Raw genomic sequence first — 24,627 nt, forward strand, 5'->3', positions numbered from 1 at the left:
TCGAGTCGTTCGCTGGGAAAACGGGGTCCCGCGGGGTCGGCGGGTATGAAACCGCGCGGGGGCGCTGCGGTTGCGCGCCCCCGCGCGGCGGGGATTGGTGCGGAGCGTCAGCCGGTGAAGGAGCCGCTCTTGATGGCGACCCACTTGCCGCCCTTGACGCCGTAGACCGTCAGCTGCTTGTTGGTGGCGTCGCCGTACTGGTCGAAGGAGACCGTGCCGGTCACGCCGGAGAAGTTGACGTTGGCCATGGCGGCCTCGACGGCCGCACGCGGGTTGCTGGGCAGCTTGCCGCCGTTGGCGGCGGCCACGGCCTTGACGGCCTCGATGATCGCCCAGGCGCTGTCGTAGGAGTAGCCGCCGTACGCCGCGTACGGCGCGGAGTAGCCGCCCGCGTTGTAGTCGGAGATGAACTTCTTGGCGGAGTCCAGGCTCTCGACGGGAGCGCCGACGGAGGTGGCGAAGTCACCCTCGGCCTTGCCCTGGGCCAGGTCAATGTACTTCGGGTCGAACATGCCGTCGCCGCCGCCCAGCGGGATGGGGTCGTTGGCGTCCTTCAGCTGCTTGGTGAGGGGGCCGGAGTCCGGGTACTCGCCGCCGAAGTAGACGAAGTCGGCGCCGGACGCCTTGATCTTCGCCACCGTGGACGAGTAGTCGCTGGCGCCGTCGACGACGTGGTCCTGGCCCGCGATGGTGCCGCCGAGCTTGGTGAACTCGTCCTTGAAGGTCGCGACCAGGCCCACGCCGTAGGCGAGCTGGTTGTCGACCAGGTAGACCTTCTTCTTCTTCAGGTCGTTGAACGCGTAGCTGGCCGCGAACGGGCCCTGGATGGCGTCCGTGGTGGCGGTGCGGAAGTACGACTTGAACGGGCGGGCCTTGACGCCCTTGGCCCAGTCCGGGCCCTGGGTCAGCGCCACGCCGGTGTTGGCGGGCGAGACCTCGACGAGGTTGGCGTCGTTGAAGACCTTCTGCATCGAGGCGGCGACGCTGGAGTTCAGCGGGCCGACCACGCCGATCACGCTGGCGTCGGCAACGAGGGTCGTGGCGTTCTGCTGGCCCTGCTGCGGCGACTTCTTGTCGTCCAGCGGCTCGGCCTTGAACGTGATGCCAGGGACCTCGTTGGCCTTGTTGGCGTTCTTGACGGCCAGGTCGACCGAGTTCTGAATGCCGAGACCCAGCGCGGAAAGAGAGCCGGTCAGCGGGGCGTCGACGCCGATGGTGACCGTGACGTTGTTGGTTCCACCGGTGGTGGTGGCGCGGGAGCCGCAAGCGGTGAGGGTGAGCGTGCCGGTGGCCGCGATGGCGGTCAGCGCGAGCAGGGAACGGTTGCGCACGTGAGTCCTTCCTCTGTTGCGAGGGTCGAACCGCGCGCAGGCCCCGACCTGTCGTACCGATGGCGCGGTGACTGGCGGTGACTTTAGGGCTCCACTGTGCACCTCGGGGAGCGTTTGCGTCGCTATGTGATGCGGTTGTTATGAGCTGAGGAAGATTTGAGACTTCAAGTTCGTCGGCAGGCGGCGCTCATTGCGCGATGCAAATCGGCGGTGTATCGGTCGCCGAGTATTTCGCTTTCCGTCTGTATTGCGCGGATGTTACGGAAGGTGACGTCCACGAAGGGCAGTTGGTCGTTCACCGGGACCTGGGCGCAGTCCACGACCGTGGTGACCAGTTGAATCAGGACGACTTGTCCCGGTTGCACCGAAACGGGTAGCGGTGGGTCGGAACGGAGCGTCAAGCCACGGTAGGACTGCGCGATCTGAGTGATCGTCACCGGAACGACGTCGTGGTCCGTCACGGCGACGACGAAGACGGTCCTGAGCGGGGGCAGCACGTGCGGGGTCACGCTGCCCTGATAGGTGACCGTGGAGTGCAGGGCGGGCCAGGGCGTCGCCTCGGGGGAGCCGGGCTGGGGGGCGACGAGGTAGAGCGTGAGTGCGAGGGCGGCCGGGGGTGTGAGGTAGAGGGCGATCCTGCGCGGTCGGCTCTGCCGGCTCCACCAGTCGCCGACGTGCCGCTCCAGCCGGCTGCCGCCGGACTCACTGAGCTGGGAGACGCGGGCGCTCGCCTCGTCGCCCCAGACCAGTTCGGGCTCGCTGACCGCGCCGATACGCGGCCGGTCCGCCGGGGACTGGTCCCCGGCCCCGCCTCGGCTGCCTCGCGCCATCGCGCCCCCTCGAGCCCATCCCGCAGTGTGGGACGGACGCTTGCTGCCCGGCAGGAGACCGGGTCAAACGCACGGACGGCGCCGGAGGCCCCGAGGGCCTGCCTCAGAGCGCCGTCGACCTCCGGCCTGGGGCGCTCTGCGCTGCACAGCGCCAGGCTCTCACGGCCCTCGGCCGGCGACGCCGCGGTGCAGCGTGCCGGGCTTCCTCGGCCTTCGCCCCGGGGGGAGTCGGGTGCGGCACTTCGCGGCGTTGCCGAAGCGCCCGGGCAATGTTCTGTACGAGGCCGATCCAGGCGACCCCCCGGCCTCCGGCCAGGGGCGCTGTGCTCTGCGATGTACCGCGCCAGGGTTCCCCCGGCCGGAGGCCGGGGGAACTGCGCGCTGGTGCGGAGTGTCAGAGGTCGCGCAGCATGCAGGTCAGGCGGCAGCTGGTGATCCGGCGGCCCTGATCGTCCGTGATGGCGATCTCGTACGTCGCCGCGGTGCGGCCGCGGAACACGGCGGTGGCCACGCCGGTCACCAGACCGGAGGTCGCCGAGCGGTGGTGTGTCGCGTTCAGGTCCACGCCGACCGCGTAACGGCCGGGCCCGGCGTGCAGCATCGCGCCGACCGAGCCGATCGTCTCCGCGAGCGCGGCCGACGCGCCGCCGTGCAGCAGGCCGTAGGGCTGCTGGTTGCCCTCGACCGGCATGGTGCCGACCACCCGCTCCGGGGAGGCCTCGACGACCCGGATGCCGAGCCGCTCGCCGAGGTGGCCGCCGGAGAAGGTCTCAGCGTTCACGCCGAGCCTCGCGAAGTGGTCGAGCACGTCCTGGGGGACTTTCAGCTCGGGGCCGGGCTCGGTGCTCTGGCCGGTCTGCTCGGACAAGTCGGACATGCTGCTCCTGACGCCGTTGTCGTGCGTGATCCGCTGCGATCGTACGACGCCCACCTCGCCCGCTCCCGGCGGGGGATCGCGGCGCGCGCCCGCGGCGACCCGATCTGTCGGCGCCGGGCCATAGGATTTCGTCAGCACACAAGGCAGAAGCAGAGCAGTCGGCAGAGCGGTGGGTGGCAGGCGATGGCAGGCAGTACGGCGGCGGCGGTTGGTTCGGCGGGCACGACCGGCGGCACGCGGGGGCGGCTGCTGCTGATGGACGGGCACTCGATGGCCTACCGCGCCTTCTACGCCCTCCCGGAGGAGAACTTCAGCACCGCCACCGGCCAGCCGACCAACGCGGTGTATGGCTTCACCTCGATGCTGGCCAACATCCTGCGCGACGAGCAGCCGACCCACCTCGCGGTCGCCTTCGACGTCTCGCGCAAGACCTTCCGAGCGGCGATCTACCCGGACTACAAGGCCACCCGCTCCGCCTCGCCCGAGGGCTTCCGCGGCCAGGTCGAGCTGGTCTCCGAGCTGCTCGACGCGATGCACGTGCCGCACTTGCGCTCGCCCGAGTACGAGGCCGACGACATCATCGCGACCCTTGCCACGGCCGCCGCGGCCGAAGGCTTCGAGGTGCTGATCCTCACCGGTGACCGCGACTCGCTCCAGCTGGTGAACGAGCACGTCACCGTCCTCTACCCGACCAAGGGCGTCTCCGAGTTCACCCGCTACACCCCCGACAAGGTCTTCGAGAAGTACGGCGTCACCCCCGCCCAGTACCCGGATCTCGCCGCCCTGCGCGGAGACCCGTCGGACAACCTCCCCGGCATCCCCGGCGTCGGTGAGAAGACGGCGGCGAAGTGGATCAACCAGTACGGCTCCTTCGCCGAGCTGGTCGCCCACGCCGAGGAGGTCAAGGGCAAGATCGGCGAGAAGCTCCGGGCCGGCCTGGAGGACGTCAAGCGCAACCGCGAGCTCACCGAGCTGATCCGCGAGGTCGAGCTGCCGCTCGGCCTCGGCGAGCTCGGCCGCCAGCCCTACGACGTCCCGGCCACGACCCTGCTGCTCGACACGTTGGAGTTCCGCAACCAGCAACTGCGCGACCGCCTCTTCGCCGTCGACCCGGGCCTGGGCGCCGCCGGCGCCGAGGCGGTCGCCGCCGCGTCAGGGCCCGGCATCGACATCCACGGCAGGCTGCTGACCGAGGAGGGCGCGCTCGCCGCCTGGCTCGCCGAGCACGCCGCCGAGGCCCGCGTCGGCCTCGCCGCCGACTACCGCTGGGCGCTGGGCGAGGGCCACGTCAAGGCCGTCGCGCTGGCCGTCGTCGAAGGCCCGGCCGCCTGGTTCGACCCGACCGCCCTCGCCGAGGCCGACGAGCAGGCGCTCGCAGCCTGGCTCGCGGACGCCTCCCGTCCCAAGGCGCTGCACATCGCCAAGCAGGTCCAGCGCGCCTTCGCCGAGCACGGCTGGCAGGTCGCCGGCATCGAGGGCGACAGCGCGCTCGCCGCCTACCTGGAGAAGCCGGGTCGTCGCACCTTCGGCCTCGACGTGCTGGCCGAGGAGTACCTGGGCCGTACGCTCGGCTCCGCCGCGGCCGCCGACGCGGGCCAGCTGGCCTTCGGCGACGAGGCCTCCGAGGAGGACGAGGCCGCGGCCGCCGCCGAGCTGCTGATGGTCCAGGCGCGCACGGTGCTCGATCTGGCCGAGGTGCTGGAGGCCCGGCTCGCCAAGGAGAACGCGCTGGGCCTGATGCGGGAGTTGGAGCTGCCCATCGCCGAGCTGCTGGCCCGGATGGAGCGCACCGGCATCGCCGCCGACCGCGAGTGGCTGGGCCAGCTGGAGATCCAGTTCGGCGCGGCCGTCCAGCAGGCGGTCAAGGAGGCCCACCACGCGGTCGGCCACGAGTTCAACCTCGGCTCGCCCAAGCAGCTCCAGGAGATCCTCTTCAACGAGCTCGGCCTGCCCAAGACCAAGAAGATCAAGACGGGCTTCACCACCGACGCCGACGCGCTGACCTGGCTCTCCGGCCAGACCGAGCACGAGCTGCCGGTCATCCTGCTGCGCCACAGGGACCAGACCAGGCTGCGGTCGACGGTCGAGGGCCTGATCAAGACGGTCGCGGCAGACAGCCGGATCCACACCACCTTCAATCAGATGGTGGCCGCGACGGGGCGGCTCTCCTCGACCGACCCGAACCTGCAGAACATCCCGGTCCGCACCGAGGAGGGCCGGATGATCCGCCGCGCCTTCGTCGTCGGCGAGGGCTTCGAGACGCTGCTGACCGCCGACTACAGCCAGATCGAGCTCCGGGTCATGGCCCATCTCTCCGAGGACGAGGGCCTGTTGGCCGCCTTCGCCTCCGGCGAGGACCTGCACACCACGGTCGGCTCCTACGTCTTCGGCGTCGAGCCCGGCGCGGTCGACGCGGAGATGCGGCGCAAGGTCAAGGCGATGTCCTACGGCCTCGCCTACGGTCTGTCGGCCTTCGGGCTCTCGCAGCAGCTGGGCATCGAGGCGGCCGAGGCGCGCCGCCTGATGGACACCTACTTCGAGCGCTTCGGCGGCGTCCGCGACTACCTCCAGCGCGTCGTCGAGGAGGCCCGAGGCACCGGCTACACCGAGACCCTGCTCGGCCGCCGCCGTTACCTGCCGGACCTCACCAGCGACAACCGCCAGCGCCGCGAGATGGCCGAGCGGATGGCCCTGAACGCGCCGATCCAGGGCTCGGCCGCCGACATCGTCAAGATCGCCATGCTCAAGGTCGACGCGGCGCTGCGCGAGGCGGGGCTCACCTCGCGGATGCTGCTCCAGGTCCACGACGAAATCGTGCTGGAGATCGCGCCCGGCGAGCGCGCGCGGGTCGAGGAGCTGGTCCGCCGTGAGATGGCGGGCGCGTACCCGCTGCGCGCGCCACTCGACGTCTCGGTCGGCGCGGGCGCGAACTGGGAGGACGCGGGTCACTGACGGCCCCGGGCCGTCAGGCCTCCGTGCTCATCCGGTGCGCCAGATAGACGGGCAGCGCCGCAAGGAGGATGAGCGCGGAGGCCACCACGTCCACGACCGGGCCCTGATTGGGCCGGGCCAGATTGTCGAAGATCCACAGCGGCAGCGTCTGGGTGCCGGGACCGGCGGTGAAGGTCGTGACCACGATCTCGTCGAAGGACAGCGCGAACGCGAGCAGCGCTCCCGCGAACAGCGCGCCGCGCACGGCGGGCAGCGTCACGTACCAGAAGGTCTGGAAGGTGTGCGCGCCGAGGTCCCCGGACGCGTCCTCGCCGCTGGCGGGCAGCCGCCGCAGCCGCGCCGACACGTTGTTGAAGACGACGACGATGCAGAAGGTCGCGTGGCCGACGATCACCGTGAAGAGCCCGAAGCCGATCCCGAGCGGGGTCAGCACGGTCCGGAAGGCCGCGTTCAGCGCGATGCCGGTGACGATACCGGGCAGCGCGATCGGCAGGATCAGCAGGAAGGACACGGCCTGCCGCCCGAAGAAGCGGTAGCGCGTCGCCGCGAAAGCGGCCATCGTGCCGAGTAGGAGGGCGATCGCGGTCGCCCCCAGCCCGGCCCGCACCGAGGTCCACAGGGCCGAGCGAAGCCCGGCCTCCTGCCAGGCGGCCGACCACCAGCGCAGGCTGAAGCCGGTCGGGGGCCAGGCGAAGGATCGCGAGGCGTTGAACGAGTTGAGCAGCACGACGAGCAGCGGCACGTAGAGCACGGCCAGGCCGAGGGCCATGGCGAGGCGCAGGGCGACTCTCGAACCACGGGTCAGATGCATCAGACGGTCCTTTGCAACTACGTAAGGGGCGCGAGGAACCGCGCGACAAGCCACCCAGGTACGTACTGATCCGAGCGAGCAGGGCCATCCGCACAGGGTGGTTGCTCGCGCAGTTCCCCGCGCCCCTGGGGGAGTGCAACTGGCCGCATGACTACAGGTTCTCCAGCGCGCCGGTCCGGCGGACGGTGAGGAGGTAGCCGACGATCAGCAGTACCGGAATGCACGAAACCGCCGCTGCCATCGGCAGGTTGAGCGTCACGTCGGACGCGATCACGTTCCCCAGCATCTGCGTCGTGCCGCCGACGATCTGCACGGTGAGGTAGTCGCCGAGGCTCAGCGAGAAGGTGAAGACCGAGCCCGCGATCAGCGCCGGCTTCACCAGCGGCAGGATCACCGAGCGGACCGTGCGCCACGGCCGGCCGCCCAGATCGGCGGACGCCTCCAACAGGCTGCCGGGAAGTTGCTCCAGCGCGCCGTAGAGCGGCAGCACCATGTACGGCAGCCACAGGTAGGCCAGCACGATCACCACCGCGGGCACCCCGAAGCCCGGCGAGCCGCCGGCCCAGTCCAGGACACCGCCGTGGCTGAGCATCACCCACCAGGCATAGGCCTTGACCAGGTACCCGGCCCACAGCGGGGCCGTCACCGCGACCAGCAGCAGCCTGCGGCTGCCCGGTCGGGCGACACGGGCCATGTAGAGGGCCATCGGCAACGCCAGCAGCGCGTCGATCACGGTCACCCCGGCGGCGATGCCCAAGGTGCGCAGTGCGACCGTGCGGTAGACCGGATCGGTGAGGACCTGCGCGAAGTTGTCCGTGTTCCAGACGTACTCGATCTGCGAGGTGAACTCGTTGGTGGTCCAGAAGGCCGAGAGCAGCAGCACCGTCAATGAGCCGAGGTACGCCACCAGCAGCCAGGCCATCGGCGCGGACAGCAGACCGGCCAGGCGCAGACCGGGGCGCCGGTGGAGCGCCCCGGCCAGCCTGCGCACAGGGGAGGAGACCATCAGCTCTTGATCTCGTTCCAGGCGGTGACCCACTGGGCGTAGTCCGTGCAGTCGTTGCGGCCGCTGCCGTCGACGCAGCTCTTGGTGGGCGTGTTCCAGTAGTAGACGTTCTTCCACCAGGACTCGTCGTCCGCGTGGTAGTCGGCGCAGAAGTGCGGGTTGTCCTTGATCTGCGCGCAGGCCAGCGAGTTGGCCGGGGCCTCGCCGAAGTACTCGGCGACCTGGGCGTTGGCGGACGGCGAGACGATGTAGTTCATCCACTGGTAGGCGCAGTTGGGGTGCTGCGCGTGCGCGGACACCATCCAGGTGTCGGACCAGCCGGTCGAGCCCTCGCTGGGCAGGATCGCGTCGGTCTTGACCTTGCCGTCGGCGGCGACGGCCTGCGCTATGACCTCCCAGGTGGTGCCGAGCCAGAAGTCGCCGGAGTCGAAGGCTGCCTGCTCCTTGGTGTAGTCGCTCCAGTAGGAGTTGATGTTCTTCTTCTGCGCCTTGAGCAGTGCGACGACCTTCGCCAGTTGGTCGGCGGTGAGCGCGTAGGGATTCTTGATGCCCAGCGACGGCTGGGTCTTCATCAGGTAGAGCGCCGCGTCGGCGATGTAGATCGGGTCGTCGTAGGCGGTGATGTGACCCGCGTAGGGAGAGCTCGGGTCGAAGACCGCGCCCCAACTCGTCGGCGCGGGAGAGACCTTGGTCTTGTTGTACATCAGCAGGTTGGCGCCGCGGCCGTGCGGGATCCCGTAGGACGTGCCGGCCACCGAGTTCCACGGCTGGTTCTTCAGGCCCGGGTAGATGCTCGCGTAGTTCGGCACCAGCGTGGTGTTGACCGGTGCGACGTCCCCGCCGGCGATCAGCCGCAGGGTGGCGTCGCCGGAGGCCGAGACGGTGTCGTACTGGCCGGTCTTCATCAACGCGACCATCTCGTCCGAGGTCCCGGCCACCTTGAGGTTCACCTTGCAGCCGGTCTGCTGGGTGAACGGGGTAACCCAGTCGACGGTCTTGCTGTCCTGGCCGTACTCGACGTAACCGGCCCAGGCGACGATGTTGACGGTGCCCTCGCCCTTGCCGAGCGAGGTCTGCATGGGGATCTTGGGCGGGGTGAATCCGGTGGGGGTGGTGGACGATCCCGAGGTGGACGCCGAACAGGCGGCGGCCAGCAGCAGGGCCGCTGTCGCGGCCAGGGCCGCGACGGGACGACGGAGGGTGCGCATGGCGGGTGCTCTCCTTCTGAGGGTTCGGGCGGTGCGGGTGGAGCGGACTCTCGTCAGTTCGCCGGCTGGGCAAGGGTGATGGTGTGTGCGCGCCGCCAGGCCAGGACCACGGCCGAGCCGCGGTGGCGGGCGACGTCCTCGCTGCTCTCCTCCGCGTTCTGGCGCAGCGCGACGAGCCGGCCGCCGGCGTCGAGGTCGACCAGGAAGCGGGTCTGTGCGCCCGCGTAGACCACCTCGGAGATGTGGCCGTTCGCCGAGACCTCGTCCGGACCGGCCGGGTCGTCAGGATGCGCGATCCTGATCTTCTCCGGGCGTACCGCGTAGTTGCCCGCTGCGCCGAAGACCTGCTCGGCCGCCGCGCCGGTGATCAGGTTGGAGGTGCCCACGAAGCCCGCCACGAAGGGTGTGGTCGGGTGCTCGTAGACCTCGGCCGGGGTGCCGACCTGCTCGATCCGGCCCGCGTTGAAGACGGCGATCCGGTCGCTCATGGTGAGCGCCTCGTCCTGGTCGTGGGTGACGAAGACGAAGGTGATGCCCGCCTCGCGCTGAATCTGCTTCAGCTCGATCTGCATCTCCAGGCGCAGCTTGAGGTCGAGCGCGCCCAGCGGCTCGTCCAGCAGCAGGACCGGGGGCCGGTTCACCAGTGCGCGGGCCAGCGCCACCCGCTGGCGCTGGCCGCCGGAGAGTTCGGCGGGCCGCCGGTCGGCGAAGGAGTCGAGCCTGACCATCGCCAGCGCGTCCTCGGCTCGCCGGGCCCGGTCCGGCTTCGGGACCCGCTTCACCTTGAGCCCGTACTCCACGTTCTGACGCACTGACAGATGCGGGAAGAGCGCGTAGTCCTGGAAGACGGTGTTCACCTCACGGTCGAAGGGCGCGAGGCGCGTCACGTCCTGGCCGGAGAGCAGCACTTGGCCGCCGCTCGGCTCCTCGAAGCCCGCGATCATGCGCAGCACCGTGGTCTTCCCCGAGCCGGAGGGGCCCAGCATCGAGAAGAACTCGCCCGGCCTGATGTCCAGATCGACGCCGTCGACGGCACGCACCGGACCGAAGTTCTTGACCACCGCGCGCAGCGAGACCGCGCTCGGTATGGGGAGGGAGCTGCTGTCCGTCATGGACCAGGAAGTTAGGCAATGCGATCACGATTGGGCCATGGACGGCTGCACGGTATTCCGGCCTCCTTTTGTGCGCGCATACAGTCGCTTGCATGCCCGTGCGTCTGCGCGACCTCCTCGCCGAGAGCGGCCTGGCGCTGCGCGCCCGCACCGGTGAGCTCGGCCTGGACAGCCCCGTGAGTTGGGTCGCCCCGACGGAACTGGCGGACCCGGCACCGTGGTTGGACGGCGGCGAGCTGGTGCTGACGACCGGGCTCCGGTTGCGGGCGACGGCCGCGCAGGAAGCTTTCGTGACCCGGCTCGCGGAGCGCGGCGCGAGCGGGATCGGCTTCGGTACGGGCCTCAGTCACACCCAGGTGCCTCGAGCGCTGCTGGCACGGGCGCTGCGGCTCGGCCTGCCGGTGCTCGAGGTCTCGTACGAGACGCCGTTCATCGCGCTGGTCCGCCTGGTCGCGGAGCGGCTGGCAGCCGAGCGGCACGGCGAGCAGCGGCGCCTGGTCGAAGCCCGTGACCAGTTGACGGCCGCCGTCCTGGCCGGGGATTCACTGGAGCGACTGCTGCGCACGCTGGAGCGGCAGATCGGCGCCCAGGCCGCGCTGCTGACCCCGGACGGCGCGGAGCTGGTCGGCCGGCGGCCCAGGGACATCGCCCACCGGTATCCGGTCCAGGTCGAGGGGGTCGAGCTCGCGGCGCTGGTGGCGGCGGAGACCCCGCGCGGCGAACTACTGCCGTACGCCGCCCGCCTGGCCGGGCTGGAGCTGGCCCGGCGGCTCTCCTATCTGGCGGGCCGCCGAGCGCTGCTGGGCCGGGTGCTCACGGAGGTGCTGTCGGGCGGCCTCGACGAGGGTGCGGCCGAGCGAATGCTCGGCTGCTACGAGGTGGAGCTGCACCGCCCGCAGCAGGTCCTGCTCGGCCGCTGGGCGGGCCCGGCGCGGCCCGAACGCGCGCCACTGCTGGGCCGACTGTTCTGGCACCCGTCGCGGCCGGTGAGCATGCCGGGGGAGCCCGGCGCCGGACGAAGCGGAGGCGTGCCTTCGGACGGACCGCCGTCGGTGACGAGCGCGGTGGTGGAGGGTGCGCTGCTGCTGCTCGTCCCGGCCGGGGACGCGTCGGCCGCCGCCGACGTCCTGCGGCAGGCGCTGAGCCGCGATCCGCTGCTCGGGCCGGGTGCGACGGTCGGCGTCGGTGGACCGGGGACGGGGGTGCGGGGGTTGCGTGGCAGCTACGCCGAGGCGCGCGCGTCTCTCGCGCGCCCCTCGGATGCGGGCGGGCCTGCGGTCGGCGGGCCCCGGCTGCTGGACCTGCTGCTCGATCAGGCCGATCCGGCGATCCGGCAGTTCGGTGAACGGATGCTGCAGCCGCTGGCGGGCTTCGACGCGCAGCACCGGGCCGATCTGATCGGGACGCTGCAGCGCTACCTGGAGACGGACGGATCGGTGCAGGCCACGGCAGAGCAGCTGTTCGTCCACCGCAACACGGTCCGCTACCGGCTGGCCCAGATCGAGGAGCTGACGGGCCGTTCGCTGGCCTCCACGGCTGACCGCGCCGAGCTGTGGCTGGCGCTGCAGGTTCGGGAACGTGCCGCGGAGCCGACCCGGACCGGAGTCCGGTCCCGGTAGAACCTGTTCTCATTTGCGGCGTGCGGCGCTACGGTGCGCTTCTGCCCGGACTCCCAAGGTCGTCGAGCTCCGGCGCCGAGGGGAGCTGTCCGACGTGCGTGTGCTGATAGCGGCGGTCGCGGGGGCCGTGCTGGCCGTGGTGCTGGCCCTGGTGGCTGTGCCGCTGGCCGGCCAGAACGGACCGACCTCGGCCAAGCCCCTGCTGACCAGCGCCCCCGCCCGGCCGTAGTTCCTGAGTTCGTGAGTTCGTGAGGAGCGGAACAGCGATGCGCCACCGTCTCAGCCTGGTCCTCGTCGCGCTGGCGGCCTTCTTCGCGGTCTTCGGGGTGATGCTGCGGGTCTGGGTCTACCCGCGCGTCGTCGCCGTGCCGGACAACCAGTACCAGGCCGTCGTCCTGGAGGCCAAGGACGCGACCCTGATCGACTACAGCCGGATGGCCGGCGTACCGCACCAGCACGTCACCATCGTGCAGACGCTCAAGGGCGACGCGGCCGCCGCCGAGGCGGAGAAGCGGCGCAGCGGCCGCGACGTCGTCGTCTGGGACGGCCTCTCCTACGTGCTCGGCAACGACGGCAAGCGGCTCTCCGCGATCCCCGAGGTCTACGTCTTCGACGCGCGCTCCCAGGAGCCGGTGCACTGCTGCGGCGAGAGCGTGGACGGCGAGGCGCTCAGCCGGATCGGCGTCGAGTACAAGTTCCCCTTCGACACCCAGCCACGGGACTACCAGTACTTCGACCCGCAGACGCGCGCGTCTGCGCCGATTCACTACAAGGGGACGCAGCAGCTGGACGGGCTGACGGTCTACTACTTCGAACAGACGATCCCATGGACCCGGGTGCCGTTCCCCAAGGCGATGCCGGACAACGTCGCGATCACCCCGGTCCAGATCGACGCGCTCGGATACCAGCGCTGGTACACGACGGTGCGCAAGTTCTGGGTCGACCCGGTCACCGGCGCCCCGATCAACGGCGAGGAAGCGCACAACGAGCAGCTGCGCTTCCCGGCCGCCTCGGGCATGGCACCGGTCACCATCTTCTCGGGGGAGGTGAAGATCCGCCCCGACTACCGGGCCAGCGCCCTCGCCCTGGTCAAGAGTCAGCGCACGCTCGTGCTCATGCTCAGCACCTATCTGCCGTGGGGCCTGCCGCTGTTCGGGGTCGGCCTGCTCGGCCTGGCGTTCGTGGCGGAGGGCCGGGGCCGGCGCCGTGCGGAGGTCCTGACCGCGGAGTCAGTCCCGCTCGCGGACGCTGACGAAGATCGCCGTGCCGGGGATGTGACGGCCGCGCAGGGGACTCCAGCCGCCCCACTCTGACGTCAGGCCCTCCGGCCACTCCGGCTCGACCAGGTCGATCAGGCGGAAGCCCGCCAGCGTCAGCTCCCGGACCCGGTCGCCAAGGGTGCGGTGGTGCTCGACGTAGACGGCCGCGCCCGTCTCGTCCTCCTCGACGTAGGGCGTGCGGTCGAAGTAGGAGGCGAGCGCCGTCAGCCCCTCCGGGCCCGGCTCGTCGGGGAAGGCCCAGCGGATCGGGTGGGTCACCGAGAAGACCCAGCGCCCGCCGGGACGTAGCACCCGGTGCACCTCGCGCATCAGCCGCGCGGTGTCCGCCGCGAACGGCACCGCGCCGTAGGCGGAGCAGGCCAGGTCGAAGCTGCCGTCGGCGAAGGGCAGCACCGTCGCGTCTGCCTGGACCAGCGGCACCGGAGTGAGGTCGAGCTGCTGGTCGATCCTGAGCGAGTGCTGGAGCTGACGGAACGAGAGGTCGAGTGCGACCGGGAGGGCGCCCTGGGCGGCCAGCCAGCGCGAGCACTGGGCCGCGCCGGCGCCGATCTCCAGCACCCGGCGTCCGCTCAGCGCGGCCGGATCGCCGAGCAGTCGGGCGTCGGCCTCGTCCAGGCCCTCGGGGCACCAGGTGAACCGGGCGTCGCCGAGGAAGGAGCCGTGCTCGTCCTGGTACTCGTCGGCGTTCCGGTCCCACCAGCCACGGTTGGCGCGGCTGCTCTCGGCTGTGCCGGAGGCCCGGCGGACCGCTTCGGCGTCGTCATCAGCGGACTCGGGGGCGTGGCTGCCTGCGTGGCTACCCGCATCGCTACCAGCGTGGCTGCTCGGGGGAGTGTCATCGATCATGTCGTCGATAGCGTAGCCTTGGCGCCGTAGCAAGCGTGGTAGCCGCAGGGTCTTGCGAATTGTCCCGTACGAGCGATAGATATCACTCCGTCCGGGCCTCTCCCGCAGTGCGGCATCCGCATTGACCGTGCACGGCTGTCCCCGTATGCTACAAGTTGCGCTGCGGGCCTGCGCGCCTCGGACGGAGCAGGTCGCGCTCGCATCTGTTGAAGACTCCACAGTTTTGAGTTCACGGTATTCGTGTTCTCTGTGGGTGTCCTTGGTGGAGCGATCACGGGTCCCCGGCGCGGTAGTACCTACGACTTCATGTCCGTACCGGAGCCCCTTTCCTAATGACGAGCAGCACCGAGGCCCCCACCACTCCCCAGGTTGCGGTCAACGACATCGGCGACGCCGAGGCCTTCCTCGCCGCGATCGACGAGACCATCAAGTACTTCAACGATGGTGACATCGTCGAAGGCACCATCGTGAAGGTTGACCGTGACGAGGTGCTCCTCGACATCGGTTACAAGACCGAGGGCGTCATCCCGTCCCGCGAGCTGTCCATCAAGCACGACGTCGACCCGCACGAGGTCGTCGCCGTCGGTGACATGATCGAAGCCCTTGTTCTCCAGAAGGAGGACAAGGAGGGTCGTCTGATCCTGTCCAAGAAGCGCGCCCAGTACGAGCGCGCCTGGGGCACGATCGAGAAGATCAAGGACGAGGACGGCATCGTCACCGGTACCGTCATCGAGGTCGTCAAGGGTGGTCTCATCCTCGACATCGGCCTCCGTGGCTTCCTCCCCGCCTCGCTCGTCGAGATGCGTCGTGTCCGCGACCTCCAGCCGTACGTCGGCAAGGAGCTCGAGGCCAAGATCATCGAGCTGGACAAGAACCGCAACAACGTGGTCCTGTCCCGCCGTGCCTGGCTGGAGCAGACCCAGAGCGAGGTCCGTCAGACCTTCCTCACCACCCTGCAGAAGGGCCAGGTGCGCTCCGGCGTCGTCTCCTCGATCGTCAACTTCGGTGCCTTCGTGGACCTGGGTGGCGTCGACGGCCTGGTGCACGTCTCCGAGCTGTCCTGGAAGCACATCGACCACCCCTCTGAGGTTGTCGAGGTCGGCCAGGAGGTCACCGTCGAGGTTCTCGACGTCGACATGGACCGCGAGCGTGTCTCCCTGTCGCTGAAGGCGACCCAGGAGGACCCGTGGCAGCAGTTCGCCCGGACCCACCAGATCGGTCAGGTCGTCCCGGGTAAGGTCACCAAGCTGGTTCCGTTCGGTGCGTTCGTCCGCGTGGACGAGGGGATCGAGGGCCTGGTCCACATCTCCGAGCTGGCCGAGCGCCACGTCGAGATCCCGGAGCAGGTCGTCCAGGTCGGCGACGAGATCTTCGTCAAGGTCATCGACATCGACCTCGAGCGTCGTCGCATCAGCCTCTCGCTGAAGCAGGCCAACGAGTCCTTCGGTGCCGACCCGGCCTCGGTCGAGTTCGACCCGACCCTGTACGGCATGGCTGCGTCCTACGACGACCAGGGCAACTACATCTACCCCGAGGGCTTCGACCCGGAGGCCAACGACTGGCTGCCCGGTTACGAGAAGCAGCGCGAGGAGTGGGAGCGCCAGTACGCCGAGGCGCAGACGCGCTTCGAGCAGCACCAGGCGCAGGTCATCAAGAGCCGCGAGGCCGACGCCGAGGCTGCGGCCGCCGGCGAGGGCGCGGCTGTCGAGACCGGCGGCGCGTCGGTCTCCGGTGGCTCGTACTCCTCCAGCAGCGACGAGACCTCGGGCGCCCTGGCGACCGACGAGGCCCTCGCCGCCCTGCGCGAGAAGCTCGCGGGTGGCCAGAGCTGAGGCTCTGATCGCTGAGTAGCACCTCTGAGAACCCCCGTCCGGGTCACCGGGCGGGGGTTCTTTTCTGTCCTGCGCTTATTCGGAGCAGACGACTATGGCGTAACCCATATCGGATGCCTCTACCGATCATGGGACAACTCGGTCACCGTGGACAGAGTTGCCCTGAACGGAAGCAAGGCCTCCCCATGCATCAGAACTCCACGCGCTGCAGCGGTCCTTTCGCAGCGCTCGGCAGGTTCAGCTTCCGTCACCGGCGCTGGGTCGCGCTGGCCTGGGCCGGGCTTATCGTGCTGGGACTCGTCTTCGGCACCAAGGTGTTCAGCGCCGCCGCCCCCTCCGCGAAGGCGGCGGGCTCCGAATCGGCCACGGGCAGCGCACTGCTCTCCCAGGCCGGGACCAGTAGCGATGCGCTCCAGGCCCTGATCGGCGGAAAGTCCCCGGACGACGCGAAGGTCAAGACCGCCGTCGCCGCGGCCGAGCGGGACCTCAAGGCGCAGCCCGGCGTCGCGTCCGTGACCGACACCCGGGCAACCGACGGCACCTCGCAAGTGCTGAGCGTCCAGCTGAGCAATGCCAAGGCCCTGGACAGCGCCAGCGCCCGGCTGGACCGGATCGCCGCAGACAGCGGCGCCACCGTCAAGCTCGGCGGCAACCAGGTACTGCAGCAGCAGGTGCAGCAGCAGACCAAATCGGACACCGAGAGCGGCGAGATGATCGCGCTGCCGGTCACGCTCGCGGTGATGGTGCTGATCTTCGGCGGCTTCATCGCGGCAGGACTGCCGCTGCTGGGCGCGGTCGGCTCGGTCGCCGGCGCGCTGCTGGCACTCTTCGGCTTCAGCCAGATCATGCCGATGGACACCAGCGTGCTGCCCATCACGACCGTGCTCGGGCTCGGCCTCTCGATCGACTACGCGCTGCTCATGGTCAACCGCTTCCGCGAGGAACGCAGCAAGGGCGCGACCATCGAGGCGGCCGTGGAGCGCACCAGCGCCACCGCCGGCCGGACCATCGCCTTCTCGGCGCTCACTGTCGCCGTCGCGCTCTCCGGCCTCTTCGTGCTGACCAGCCCGATCTTCCGGGCCGTGGCGGCGGCCGGGGTCAGCGTCGTCGTGATCACCGTGCTCTCCGGTCTGACCCTGGTCCCGGCCCTGCTGGGCTTCGCCGGCAAGCGGATCAAACCGCCGAAGCACGGGGTGCGCGACAACGGCCGCTTCGCATGGGTGGTGCGGAAGGTGCAGCGCAAGGCCCTGCCGGTCGCCCTGGGCGCCGCTGCGCTGCTGGTCGCCTGCGCGGCGCCGTTCTTCGGCGCGCACGCGCAGAGCCTGAGCACCCAGGTGCTGCCGAGCAGCTTCAGCAGCCGTGAGGTCGCCGACGTGATCACGGCCGACTACCCGCAGCTGGCGGAGCCGGACGTCACGGTTTTCGTCAAGAGCGACAAGGCCGTCGCCCAGGCCTACGCGGAGAAGGTGGCGACGCTGCCGGACGTGCGCTCGGCCCAGGTCACCGAGTCCGGTGGCAGCGGCGCCTCGGCCTGGTCGGCCGTCGGGGTGCGCGTGGACGGCACCGCGCAGGGCGCGAGCGCGCAGCACGTCGTGGGCGAGCTGCGGGCGGACCGGGCGGGCCTGACGACCTACGTGACCGGCAACGCGGCGAGTGTCGTCGACTTCGAGCACGAGATCCAGACCCGCGGGCCCTGGGCGCTCGGCCTGATCGTGGTGGCGACCTTCCTGCTGCTCTTCCTGATGACCGGCTCGGTGGTCGTGCCGATCAAGGCGCTGGTGATGAACCTGCTCTCGTTGGGGGCGGCGCTGGGCGTGATGACGCTGGTCTTCCAGGACGGCTGGTTCAGCGGCCTGCTCGGCTTCACGCCGACCGGCGGTCTGGAGGCGTGGATCCCGGTCCTGGTCTTCGTCTTCTCGTTCGGGCTCTCCATGGACTACGAGGTCTTCCTGCTCTCCCGGATCAAGGAACTCCACGACGAGGGATACGACTGCAGCCGCGCGGTGGAGCTGGGCGTGCAGCGCAGTGGCCGGATCATCACCTCGGCGGCGGCACTGATGGTGATCGTGTTCCTGGGCTTCTCGACCGGGCGCATGCTCGACATCAAGGAGATCGGCCTCGCCCTGGCCGTCGCGGTGCTGGTGGACGCGACGCTGGTGCGGATGCTGCTGGTGCCGGCCACCATGTCGCTCTTCGGCAAGGGCAACTGGTGGGCCCCGGCGCCGCTGCGCCGCCTCTACGCCCGCTTCGGCTTCAAGGAGCACGCGAACCTGCCCCCGCTGCCCGACCCCGTCGGCGCGCTGCCGTCGCCGCGCGCGGCGGACCACGAGCGGCCGGGCGTGCCGGTGGCACTGCTCAAGCGCTGACGCCATCGAGCTGCTGCTGCGCTGGTCGGCAGGTCAGTCGGCGGGTTGGTCCGTGGGTCGCTTCCCGATAGGTTGCTGCGCATGGTGAAGGTTGGACTCACGGGCGGCATCGGCGCGGGCAAGAGCGAGGTCTCCCGGCGGCTCGCCGCGCTGGGCGCGGTGGTCGTCGACGCGGACCTGATCGCACGGGAGGTCGTCGCGCCCGGCACGCCCGGCCTCGCGGCCGTCGTCGCCGAGTTCGGTCCTGAGGTCCTGGCTGCCGACGGCTCGCTGGACCGGCCGCGCCTGGGCGCCGTCGTCTTCGCCGACCCCGCGCGGCTGGCCGCGCTCAACGCGATCGTGCACCCGCTCGTCGGTCGCCGCTCCGCCGAGCTGGAGGCGGCCGCCGGCCCCGACGCCGTCGTCGTCCACGACGTGCCGCTGCTCGCCGAGAACGGGCTCGCGCCCTTCTACGACCTGGTCGTCGTCGTGGACGCCGCCGACGAGACCCGGGTCCGGCGGCTCGTCGAGCTGCGCGGCATGACCGAGCAGGACGCGCGCGCCCGGATGGCCGCGCAGGCGAGCCGGGCGGACCGGCTCGCCGTCGCCGACCTCGTCATCGACAACGACGGACCGCTGGACCGGCTGGAGCCGCAGGTCCGCGAGGTGTGGCAGAAGCTGGTCGACCACCGCACGGTCTAGTGGCTTCAGGGCCGGCGGTATCGGCCCAGGTCAGCCGATGTTCGGGGAGCCGCGGAACGCCCCGGCCAACACGGGGACCAGCCATCGCTCGATCTGCTCAGGGGGCTTGGCGGCCAGTTCGGCGCCGATGGGCGCCAATGCGAGCCAGTTCAGCAGGCCGGCCGCGCACCGGACGCGGAACTCCAACTCCTGTTCGCCGACTCCGGGAAGGTTCGCCGAGAGCTTCCGGACAATGTCCTGCCGGGACTGCTGGAACTTCGCAGCCAGCCGATCCCAGCCCTCGGGTGGGTCGATCCCGACTCGCGCTACCGTCCGCATGACCGCGAGATCCCGTCCGCCGGTCGCCAGAGCGCGCATCATCGGCCTGGTGAACGCCGCGGCCAGATCCTCGATGCCCGACGTGGCGTCCAGCGAAGCGACCGCGTTGATCTGCGCGTCCAGATACTCCTCCAGCGCGTGCTCGATCGCCGAATCGCACAGCGTCTTCAGCGACCCGAAGTGGTAGCTCACCGCGGAGACGTTGGCGCCGGCCTGGTCGGTGATCTCACGGAGGGTCACACCCTCCTGGCCACGTTGCGCGAGCAACTCCACCGTGGCGGTCAGCAGGCTGTCCCGCGTCCGCTGGCCGGCCTCGCGGCGTTGATCTGTGCGTTCTGTCGCCATGGACAGTATTCAAACAGCTGATTGATTTTCCTGTCAAGGAGCCTGCCGCCCGCTGGGCAATTGATCTCCGCAACATATAAATCAAACACTCGCTTGACAGGTTTGCGCCGCCGCTCCTACAGTCAAGCGAGCGTTTGAAAACCCCTTCGACGGATCGTCAGATCCCGAGAACCAACGTGGAGGAGCACGACATGAAGTCCCTCGGATGGAAGACGATCGTCACCACGGCCGCCGTCGCGAGCCTGAGTGGTCTCGCCATTGCCGCGGCGCCGTCGCACGCCGCAAGCCCCGTCGCCAGCAGCGCGCAGGTCCACACCGTCGGCAGCAGCTCGGAGGTCCACGCGGGCCTCAGTCCCCGCGAACTGTCGGCGCTGCCGCTCACGAACCGCCACCTGACCGCGCATGAGATAGCCAATCTCGCAGTCGTCCTGAACGCGTACCACGTGGCGGAGGGCCACAGCCTGGACGTCAACGCGTTCATCAACAGCTTCGCCAAGGACGGCGTCTTCAACGACAAGGTCGCCGGCAAGACCTACCAGGGCCAGGCACTCGGTGACGTGCTGACCGGCATGGCCGCCATCTTCCCCGACGTCCACCGTGATCTTAAGAGCATCACCGTGAACGGCGACGTGGTCAGCCTCGAGCTGTCGATCCAGGGCACGTTCGAGGGGCCGCTGCAGACGCCGGCGGGCACCGTCAAGCCGAACGGCGCGAAGATCGACGCGCCGACCGCCGACTTCTGGTATCTGCACGACGGCAAGATCGAGAAGTTCGACTGCTTCGTCGGGTACACGGACATGTACGCCCAGATGGGCGTGAACCTCGACTGGGCCTCGGCGGTCGGCAAGGCCTGAGCCAAAGCTTGGCCGTCAACGCGCCGACTCTCAAAGGCTGCTGAAGATCTCGGAAGGGCTGTCCGGCCGTGGGCCGGACAGCCCTTCCGCGCTCCGGAGCCGGCCGCTACGTCCGGACGACCACCGTCGAGGGCGCGAACTCCGCGAGGACGGTGCCCGGCGGCAGCGGTAGTTCACGGGGCTGCCCGGAGAGGTTCACGCCCACCGCCAGCTCGCCGCGCCGCATCGTCAGCCAGCCCTCGTCCTCGTCGAAGCGGACCTCGGCCGGTCCCGAGGCGAGCGAGCGCAGCCGGAGCAGGCGGCGGTGCCAGTCCAGCAGGGTGGCGTGGTGGCCGCGTTCGGGCTCGGACCAGTCCAGACGGGAGGCGGCGAAGGTCGATTCGGCCTGCGGATCGGGGATCTCCTCCGGTTTCCAGCCGTGCTCGGCGAACTCGCGGCGGCGGCCCTCCCGCACGGCGCGGGCCAGCTCGGGGTCCTGATGGTCGGTGAAGTACTGCCAGGGCGTGGACGCGCCCCACTCCTCACCCATGAACAGCATCGGCGTGAAGGGTGAGAGCAGCACCAGGGCCGCCCCGGCGGCCAGCAGTTCGAGCGGGAGCGTGGTGGCGAGCCGGTCGCCCTGGGCGCGGTTGCCGATCTGGTCGTGGGTCTGCGCGTAGCCGAGCAAGCGGTGCAGGGGCGTGCGCAGGGTGTCGAGCGGGCGGCCGTGCGAGCGGCCGCGGAAGCTGGACCAGCTGCCGTCGTGGAAGAAGCCACCGGTCAGCGTCTTCGCGAGCGCGGCGAGCGGGCGGACGGCGAAGTCGGCGTAGTAGCCCTGGCCTTCGCCGGTCAGCGCGGCGTGCAGGGCGTGGTGGAAGTCGTCGCTCCACTGGGCGGCGAGGCCGGTGCCGCCCGCCTCGCGCGGCGTGATCAGGCGGGGGTCGTTCAGGTCGGACTCGCCGACGAGGAAGAGCGGGCGGCCGCTGCGCTGGGCCAGTGAGTCGACGGCGGCGGCGAGTTGCTCCAGGAACGGCAGCGCACGGGTGTCGACCAGCGCGTGCACGGCGTCGAGCCGCAGTCCGTCGATGCGGTAGTCGCGCAGCCAGGCCAGCGCGCAGGCGATCAGGTAGGCGCGCACCTCGTCCGAGCCCGGCGCGTCCAGATTGACCGCCGCGCCCCACGGGGTCTGGTGCCGGTCGGTGAAGTAGGGGCCGAAGCGCGGCAAGTGGTTGCCGGACGGGCCCAGGTGGTTGTGCACGACGTCCAGCACGACGCCGAGCCCGTGGCCGTGAGCCGCGTCCACGAAGCGCTTCAGCCCGTCAGGTCCGCCGTAGGGCTCGTGAACGGCCCAGGGCGCCACGCCGTCGTACCCCCACCCCCGACGGCCGGGAAAGGAGCAGACCGGCATCAGCTCGACGTGGGTCACGCCCAGCGCGGCCAGGTGCGGAAGCCGGGTGATCGCGGCGTCGAAGGTGCCCTCGGCGGTGAAGGTGCCGATGTGCAGCTCGTAGAGAACGGCGCCGGTGAGGCCCCGGCCGGGCCAGTGGGCCTGCCAGGGGAAGGCGGCGTGGTCGACCAGCTGCGAGAGGCCGTCCGGTCCGTCCGGTTGGCGCGGCGAACGCGGATCGGACAGCGTCGGGCCGCCGTCCAGCCGGAAGCCGTACCGCGTCGCGCTCGGGTCGGCGGGCACGCCCGCCTCCCACCAGCCACTCCGTGCCGCGTCGGGCCGCATCGCGTGGACGCTGCCGTCCACCTCGACCTCGACGGTGGCGGCATCCGGCGCCCAGAGCGAGAAGCGGTGCGGGCGGCGGGTGGGTGCGGGCGTCGGCATACGGTCCCTTCTACCCGGCCGGGCACCCGGTGCACGCCTGTGCCACGCCGACTTCCACCGCACGGGTCGCGACGCGAGCCGCCTTCTCAGCCCGCCCCTCTCGGCCCGCCCTTCTCACCCCGCCCGGGTCAGCAGCGCCACGGGGAGGGTGCTCAGCAGGTCCGCGAGGGGGACCGAGCCGTGGAGGCCGGTGCGGGAGGTGAGGGCTTCCGTCCAGGTGCCGTCGGGGAGGGCGAGCTCGTGCTCGCCCCAGCCGCCCGCGCGTTCCAGGCCGAGCGGGAGACGGGTGACGACCGTCAGCAAGGCGTCACCGCGCAGGAAGGCGAGGGCATGCGGGGAGGGGGTGGCCCAGGGGGTGTAGGACTCCTTGGGTTCGAGGGCGGCGCGCAGGTGCAGCGCCACGCGGGTGAGGGTGGCCTTCTCGGCGGCGGGGCCCTGGGGATCCGGGGCCGCAGGGAAGCTGACGATGCCGCGGTTGTCCGGGTCGACGAGCGTGTGGAGCGGGAACTCGCTGCCCTGGTAGAGGTCGGGCGCGCCCGGCATGGTCAGGTGCAGCAGGGTCGCGCTCAGCGTGTTGACGCGCTCGTAGGGGGCGATCCGCCGGACGAAGGCCGCGATCCGGTCCGCCAGCGCCGGTGTCTCGGGCGCGGAGCGGGACAGGACGGCGACCGCGCGCTCGAACGAAGGGTCGGGGTCGGACCAGTCGGTGTGCAGCTTCGCCTCGCGGACGGACTTCAGCGCCACGGCCGTCAGCCGCTCGGCGTCGATCGGCCAGGCGGCCAGCGCGGTCTGCCAGATCAGGTCCTCGGCGTCGCGGTCCTGCGGCAGGCCACCGCCCGGAGCCAGCGCGGACCAGGCGGCGCGCTCGGCCAGCCACTCCTCGGGCAGCTCAGCCAGGACGGCGAGCCGGGCGCGGGCGTCGGCGCTGCGCTTGGTGTCGTGGGTGGAGAGCGCGGTCATCGTCGTCGGCCAGTCGCGGGCGAGGTGGGCGCAGTAGGCGTGGAATGCGTCCGGGGTCAGACCGGGGTGGGCCGGGTCGCCGCCGACCTCGTTGAGGGAGAGCAACGGGTGGTGCCGGTAGTAGGCGGTGTCCTCGACGCCCTTCGCGGCCACGGCGGCCGCCGTCTGGGCGAAGCGCGCGCGCAGCGAGGGCGGGGAGTCGGGGGCCAGCAGCAGCGTGCGGACCAGACCGGCCGTCGCGGCGAAGGGCGCGGCGACGAGCGCGTCGTCGGCTTGCGCCCGCAGCGCCTCGGCGTCCCGGGCGGGGAGCGGCTCGCCGGGCACGGGGTAGGGGCGGTAGCGGGGGAAGCCCGCCAGCAGGCCGGCCAGCGCCGCGCGCACCGCCCAAGCCGGGTGGTCGCTGAGCGCCACCTCGTCGCCGCGGGCTGCCTCGACCTCGCGCACCAGCCGCCTCACCTCGGCGTCGAGCTCGCCCTGGGGGCGCACCAGCTCGGTGCGGCCGCGCTGCGCGGCGCCCGAGGCGACCTCGGCGGGCGGGCGCAGGGCGCGGACCACGCCCGCACCGTCCGTCAGCACGCCGTCGATGTGCCGCAGGGCGTCGTAACCCGTCGTCCCGGCGCACGGCCAGTCATCGGGGAGGGTCTCCGCGCCGGTGAGGATCTTCTCCACGACGACGTGCGCACCGCCCGTGGCTTCGCGTAGCCGGCGCAGATAGCCGCGCGGATCGGCGAGCCCGTCGGGGTGGTCCACCCGGAAGCCGTCCAGCACACCCTCGCCGTGCAGGCGTATCAGCAGGGCGTGCGTCGCGTCGAAAACCTCGGGGAGCTCGACGCGGACGGCTATCAGCTCGTTGACGGTGAAGAAGCGCCGGTAGTTGAGCTCGGTCCGGGCCAGCCGCCACCAGGCGGGCCGGTACCACTGGCGGCGCAGCAGCTCGGGCAGCGGCAGCGATTCGGTGCCCGGACGCAGCGGCAGCACCTGCGGGCCGTGGCGGAGCACGGGCTCCTCGCCGTCCGGGCCGTGCACCCGCCCGAGGCTGAAGCCGCCCGCCACCAGCACCGCGCCGAGCCGGTCGCCGAGCACCGGCAGCAGCACGCGGCCGTCCTGCGCGGCCCAGTCGATGTCGAACCAGTCCGCCCAGCGTGACTGCGGACCCTCGCGCAGCACCCGCCACAGGGCCTGGTTCAGGTGCAGCGGCGTGGGCACCGCCATGTGGTTGGGCACGATGTCCGCGAGCAGGCCGAGACCGTGCTCGCGGGCGCGCGCCGCCAGCGACCGCAGCCCGGCCTCGCCGCCGAGCTCGGCGCTGACCCGCGCGTGGTCGACGACGTCGTACCCGTGCCGGGAGCCGGGCACCGCCTGCAGGACGGGCGAGAGGTGCAGGTGCGACACCCCCAGGCCGGCCAGGTAGGGGACTGCGTCGGCCGCCTGGGCGAAGCCGAAACCGGGCTGGAGCTGGAGCCGGTAGCTGGCCGTCGGGGCCCGGTGCTCGGCAGGTGTCATACCCCCACGCCTACCCCACGCCGGGGCCGCGCACGACCCGGGCGGGGCAATCGGTCGAACCTGTGCGCGAGGGCCCGCCGCTGCCG

The 24,627-nt window shown here is 70.9% G+C and carries 19 protein-coding genes; 8 read left to right on the top strand and 11 right to left on the bottom strand.

The features are described 5' to 3' along the window. Window positions 1-107 precede the first annotated feature (107 nt). The 3 genes from ABIA32_RS18220 to ABIA32_RS18230 all read right to left on the bottom strand — a co-directional run bounded on the left by ABIA32_RS18220 (window position 108) and on the right by ABIA32_RS18230 (window position 3,038). Entirely contained in the window at window positions 108-1,331 is a 1,224-nt protein-coding gene (locus ABIA32_RS18220) for a branched-chain amino acid ABC transporter substrate-binding protein (protein WP_370096358.1), read from the bottom strand. A gap of 164 nt (window positions 1,332-1,495) precedes the next feature. Then, complete coding sequence (locus ABIA32_RS18225) at window positions 1,496-2,161, bottom strand: Tat pathway signal sequence domain protein (RefSeq protein ID WP_370096360.1); 666 nt, start codon at window positions 2,159-2,161, stop codon at window positions 1,496-1,498. A gap of 394 nt (window positions 2,162-2,555) precedes the next feature. Further along, window positions 2,556-3,038, bottom strand: a complete 483-nt coding sequence (locus ABIA32_RS18230; RefSeq protein WP_370096362.1) for a PaaI family thioesterase — start codon at window positions 3,036-3,038, stop codon at window positions 2,556-2,558. 183 nt (window positions 3,039-3,221) lie between these two features. Between ABIA32_RS18230 and polA the strand changes: the two genes are divergently transcribed. Beyond that, window positions 3,222-5,990 carry a DNA polymerase I gene (polA, locus tag ABIA32_RS18235; protein WP_370096364.1) on the top strand — a complete coding sequence of 923 codons (2,769 nt, stop codon included), beginning with the start codon at window positions 3,222-3,224 and terminating at the stop codon, window positions 5,988-5,990. Between the two features lie 13 nt (window positions 5,991-6,003). Here polA and ABIA32_RS18240 read toward each other — a convergent pair whose 3' ends face one another. The 4 genes from ABIA32_RS18240 to ABIA32_RS18255 all read right to left on the bottom strand — a co-directional run bounded on the left by ABIA32_RS18240 (window position 6,004) and on the right by ABIA32_RS18255 (window position 10,127). Then, a complete protein-coding gene (locus ABIA32_RS18240) occupies window positions 6,004-6,801 on the bottom strand; it encodes an ABC transporter permease (protein ID WP_370096366.1) in 798 nt (265 codons plus the stop codon). A gap of 151 nt (window positions 6,802-6,952) precedes the next feature. After that, window positions 6,953-7,807 carry an ABC transporter permease gene (locus ABIA32_RS18245; RefSeq protein WP_370096367.1) on the bottom strand — a complete coding sequence of 285 codons (855 nt, stop codon included), beginning with the start codon at window positions 7,805-7,807 and terminating at the stop codon, window positions 6,953-6,955. Then, window positions 7,807-9,015: an ABC transporter substrate-binding protein gene (locus tag ABIA32_RS18250; protein WP_370096368.1), complete on the bottom strand. Its 1,209-nt coding sequence runs from the start codon at window positions 9,013-9,015 to the stop codon at window positions 7,807-7,809. The genes ABIA32_RS18245 and ABIA32_RS18250 overlap by 1 nt, the downstream gene beginning before the upstream one ends. Window positions 9,016-9,068: 53 nt before the next feature. Beyond that, window positions 9,069-10,127, bottom strand: a complete 1,059-nt coding sequence (locus ABIA32_RS18255; RefSeq protein ID WP_370096370.1) for an ABC transporter ATP-binding protein — start codon at window positions 10,125-10,127, stop codon at window positions 9,069-9,071. A 92-nt stretch (window positions 10,128-10,219) separates the two neighbouring features. Between ABIA32_RS18255 and ABIA32_RS18260 the strand changes: the two genes are divergently transcribed. The 3 genes from ABIA32_RS18260 to ABIA32_RS18270 all read left to right on the top strand — a co-directional run bounded on the left by ABIA32_RS18260 (window position 10,220) and on the right by ABIA32_RS18270 (window position 13,059). Beyond that, a complete protein-coding gene (locus ABIA32_RS18260) occupies window positions 10,220-11,746 on the top strand; it encodes a PucR family transcriptional regulator (protein ID WP_370096372.1) in 1,527 nt (508 codons plus the stop codon). A 94-nt stretch (window positions 11,747-11,840) separates the two neighbouring features. Further along, window positions 11,841-11,975: an SPW_0924 family protein gene (locus tag ABIA32_RS18265; RefSeq protein ID WP_370096373.1), complete on the top strand. Its 135-nt coding sequence runs from the start codon at window positions 11,841-11,843 to the stop codon at window positions 11,973-11,975. A 37-nt stretch (window positions 11,976-12,012) separates the two neighbouring features. Beyond that, window positions 12,013-13,059: a DUF3068 domain-containing protein gene (locus ABIA32_RS18270; protein ID WP_370096375.1), complete on the top strand. Its 1,047-nt coding sequence runs from the start codon at window positions 12,013-12,015 to the stop codon at window positions 13,057-13,059. Here the strand turns inward: ABIA32_RS18270 and ABIA32_RS18275 are convergent. Beyond that, a complete protein-coding gene (locus ABIA32_RS18275; protein WP_370096376.1) occupies window positions 12,976-13,872 on the bottom strand; it encodes a methyltransferase domain-containing protein in 897 nt (298 codons plus the stop codon). The genes ABIA32_RS18270 and ABIA32_RS18275 overlap by 84 nt on opposite strands. 332 nt (window positions 13,873-14,204) lie before the next feature. Between ABIA32_RS18275 and rpsA the strand changes: the two genes are divergently transcribed. From rpsA to coaE, 3 genes are all read left to right on the top strand, one after another. After that, window positions 14,205-15,704, top strand: coding sequence for a 30S ribosomal protein S1 (gene rpsA / locus ABIA32_RS18280; RefSeq protein WP_370096378.1), 1,500 nt, complete (start codon window positions 14,205-14,207; stop codon window positions 15,702-15,704). A gap of 185 nt (window positions 15,705-15,889) precedes the next feature. Beyond that, window positions 15,890-18,070 (top strand): MMPL family transporter, encoded by a 2,181-nt coding sequence (locus ABIA32_RS18285; RefSeq protein WP_370096380.1) that lies wholly within the window; start codon window positions 15,890-15,892, stop codon window positions 18,068-18,070. An 81-nt stretch (window positions 18,071-18,151) separates the two neighbouring features. Next, a complete protein-coding gene (gene coaE / locus ABIA32_RS18290) occupies window positions 18,152-18,751 on the top strand; it encodes a dephospho-CoA kinase (protein WP_370096382.1) in 600 nt (199 codons plus the stop codon). Window positions 18,752-18,781: 30 nt separating this feature from the next. Here the strand turns inward: coaE and ABIA32_RS18295 are convergent, their stop codons facing one another. Further along, window positions 18,782-19,414, bottom strand: coding sequence for a TetR/AcrR family transcriptional regulator (locus ABIA32_RS18295; RefSeq protein WP_370096384.1), 633 nt, complete (start codon window positions 19,412-19,414; stop codon window positions 18,782-18,784). 191 nt (window positions 19,415-19,605) lie between these two features. Between ABIA32_RS18295 and ABIA32_RS18300 the strand changes: the two genes are divergently transcribed. After that, window positions 19,606-20,268, top strand: a complete 663-nt coding sequence (locus tag ABIA32_RS18300; RefSeq protein WP_370096386.1) for a nuclear transport factor 2 family protein — start codon at window positions 19,606-19,608, stop codon at window positions 20,266-20,268. Window positions 20,269-20,374: 106 nt separating this feature from the next. Here the strand turns inward: ABIA32_RS18300 and treZ are convergent, their stop codons facing one another. Next, window positions 20,375-22,078: a malto-oligosyltrehalose trehalohydrolase gene (gene treZ / locus ABIA32_RS18305; protein WP_370096388.1), complete on the bottom strand. Its 1,704-nt coding sequence runs from the start codon at window positions 22,076-22,078 to the stop codon at window positions 20,375-20,377. Window positions 22,079-22,192: 114 nt separating this feature from the next. Beyond that, window positions 22,193-24,541: a malto-oligosyltrehalose synthase gene (treY, locus tag ABIA32_RS18310; protein WP_370096390.1), complete on the bottom strand. Its 2,349-nt coding sequence runs from the start codon at window positions 24,539-24,541 to the stop codon at window positions 22,193-22,195. Window positions 24,542-24,627: the final 86 nt, after the last annotated feature.

This window comes from Streptacidiphilus sp. MAP12-20 (genome assembly GCF_041262525.1).
Classification (GTDB): domain Bacteria; phylum Actinomycetota; class Actinomycetes; order Streptomycetales; family Streptomycetaceae; genus Streptacidiphilus.

Bases quoted from the DNA above. Each gene is read 5' to 3' on its own strand.
- ABIA32_RS18225 (WP_370096360.1), bottom strand. From the start codon at position 2,161: ATGGCGCGAGGCAGCCGAGGCGGGGCCGGGGACCAGTCCCCGGCGGAC.
- ABIA32_RS18230 (WP_370096362.1), bottom strand. From the start codon at position 3,038: ATGTCCGACTTGTCCGAGCAGACCGGCCAGAGCACCGAGCCCGGCCCC.
- polA (WP_370096364.1), top strand. From the start codon at position 3,222: ATGGCAGGCAGTACGGCGGCGGCGGTTGGTTCGGCGGGCACGACCGGC.
- ABIA32_RS18240 (WP_370096366.1), bottom strand. From the start codon at position 6,801: ATGCATCTGACCCGTGGTTCGAGAGTCGCCCTGCGCCTCGCCATGGCC.
- ABIA32_RS18245 (WP_370096367.1), bottom strand. From the start codon at position 7,807: ATGGTCTCCTCCCCTGTGCGCAGGCTGGCCGGGGCGCTCCACCGGCGC.
- ABIA32_RS18250 (WP_370096368.1), bottom strand. From the start codon at position 9,015: ATGCGCACCCTCCGTCGTCCCGTCGCGGCCCTGGCCGCGACAGCGGCC.
- ABIA32_RS18255 (WP_370096370.1), bottom strand. From the start codon at position 10,127: ATGACGGACAGCAGCTCCCTCCCCATACCGAGCGCGGTCTCGCTGCGC.
- ABIA32_RS18260 (WP_370096372.1), top strand. From the start codon at position 10,220: ATGCCCGTGCGTCTGCGCGACCTCCTCGCCGAGAGCGGCCTGGCGCTG.
- ABIA32_RS18270 (WP_370096375.1), top strand. From the start codon at position 12,013: ATGCGCCACCGTCTCAGCCTGGTCCTCGTCGCGCTGGCGGCCTTCTTC.
- ABIA32_RS18275 (WP_370096376.1), bottom strand. From the start codon at position 13,872: ATGATCGATGACACTCCCCCGAGCAGCCACGCTGGTAGCGATGCGGGT.
- rpsA (WP_370096378.1), top strand. From the start codon at position 14,205: ATGACGAGCAGCACCGAGGCCCCCACCACTCCCCAGGTTGCGGTCAAC.
- ABIA32_RS18285 (WP_370096380.1), top strand. From the start codon at position 15,890: ATGCATCAGAACTCCACGCGCTGCAGCGGTCCTTTCGCAGCGCTCGGC.
- coaE (WP_370096382.1), top strand. From the start codon at position 18,152: ATGGTGAAGGTTGGACTCACGGGCGGCATCGGCGCGGGCAAGAGCGAG.
- ABIA32_RS18295 (WP_370096384.1), bottom strand. From the start codon at position 19,414: ATGGCGACAGAACGCACAGATCAACGCCGCGAGGCCGGCCAGCGGACG.
- ABIA32_RS18300 (WP_370096386.1), top strand. From the start codon at position 19,606: ATGAAGTCCCTCGGATGGAAGACGATCGTCACCACGGCCGCCGTCGCG.
- treZ (WP_370096388.1), bottom strand. From the start codon at position 22,078: ATGCCGACGCCCGCACCCACCCGCCGCCCGCACCGCTTCTCGCTCTGG.
- treY (WP_370096390.1), bottom strand. From the start codon at position 24,541: ATGACACCTGCCGAGCACCGGGCCCCGACGGCCAGCTACCGGCTCCAG.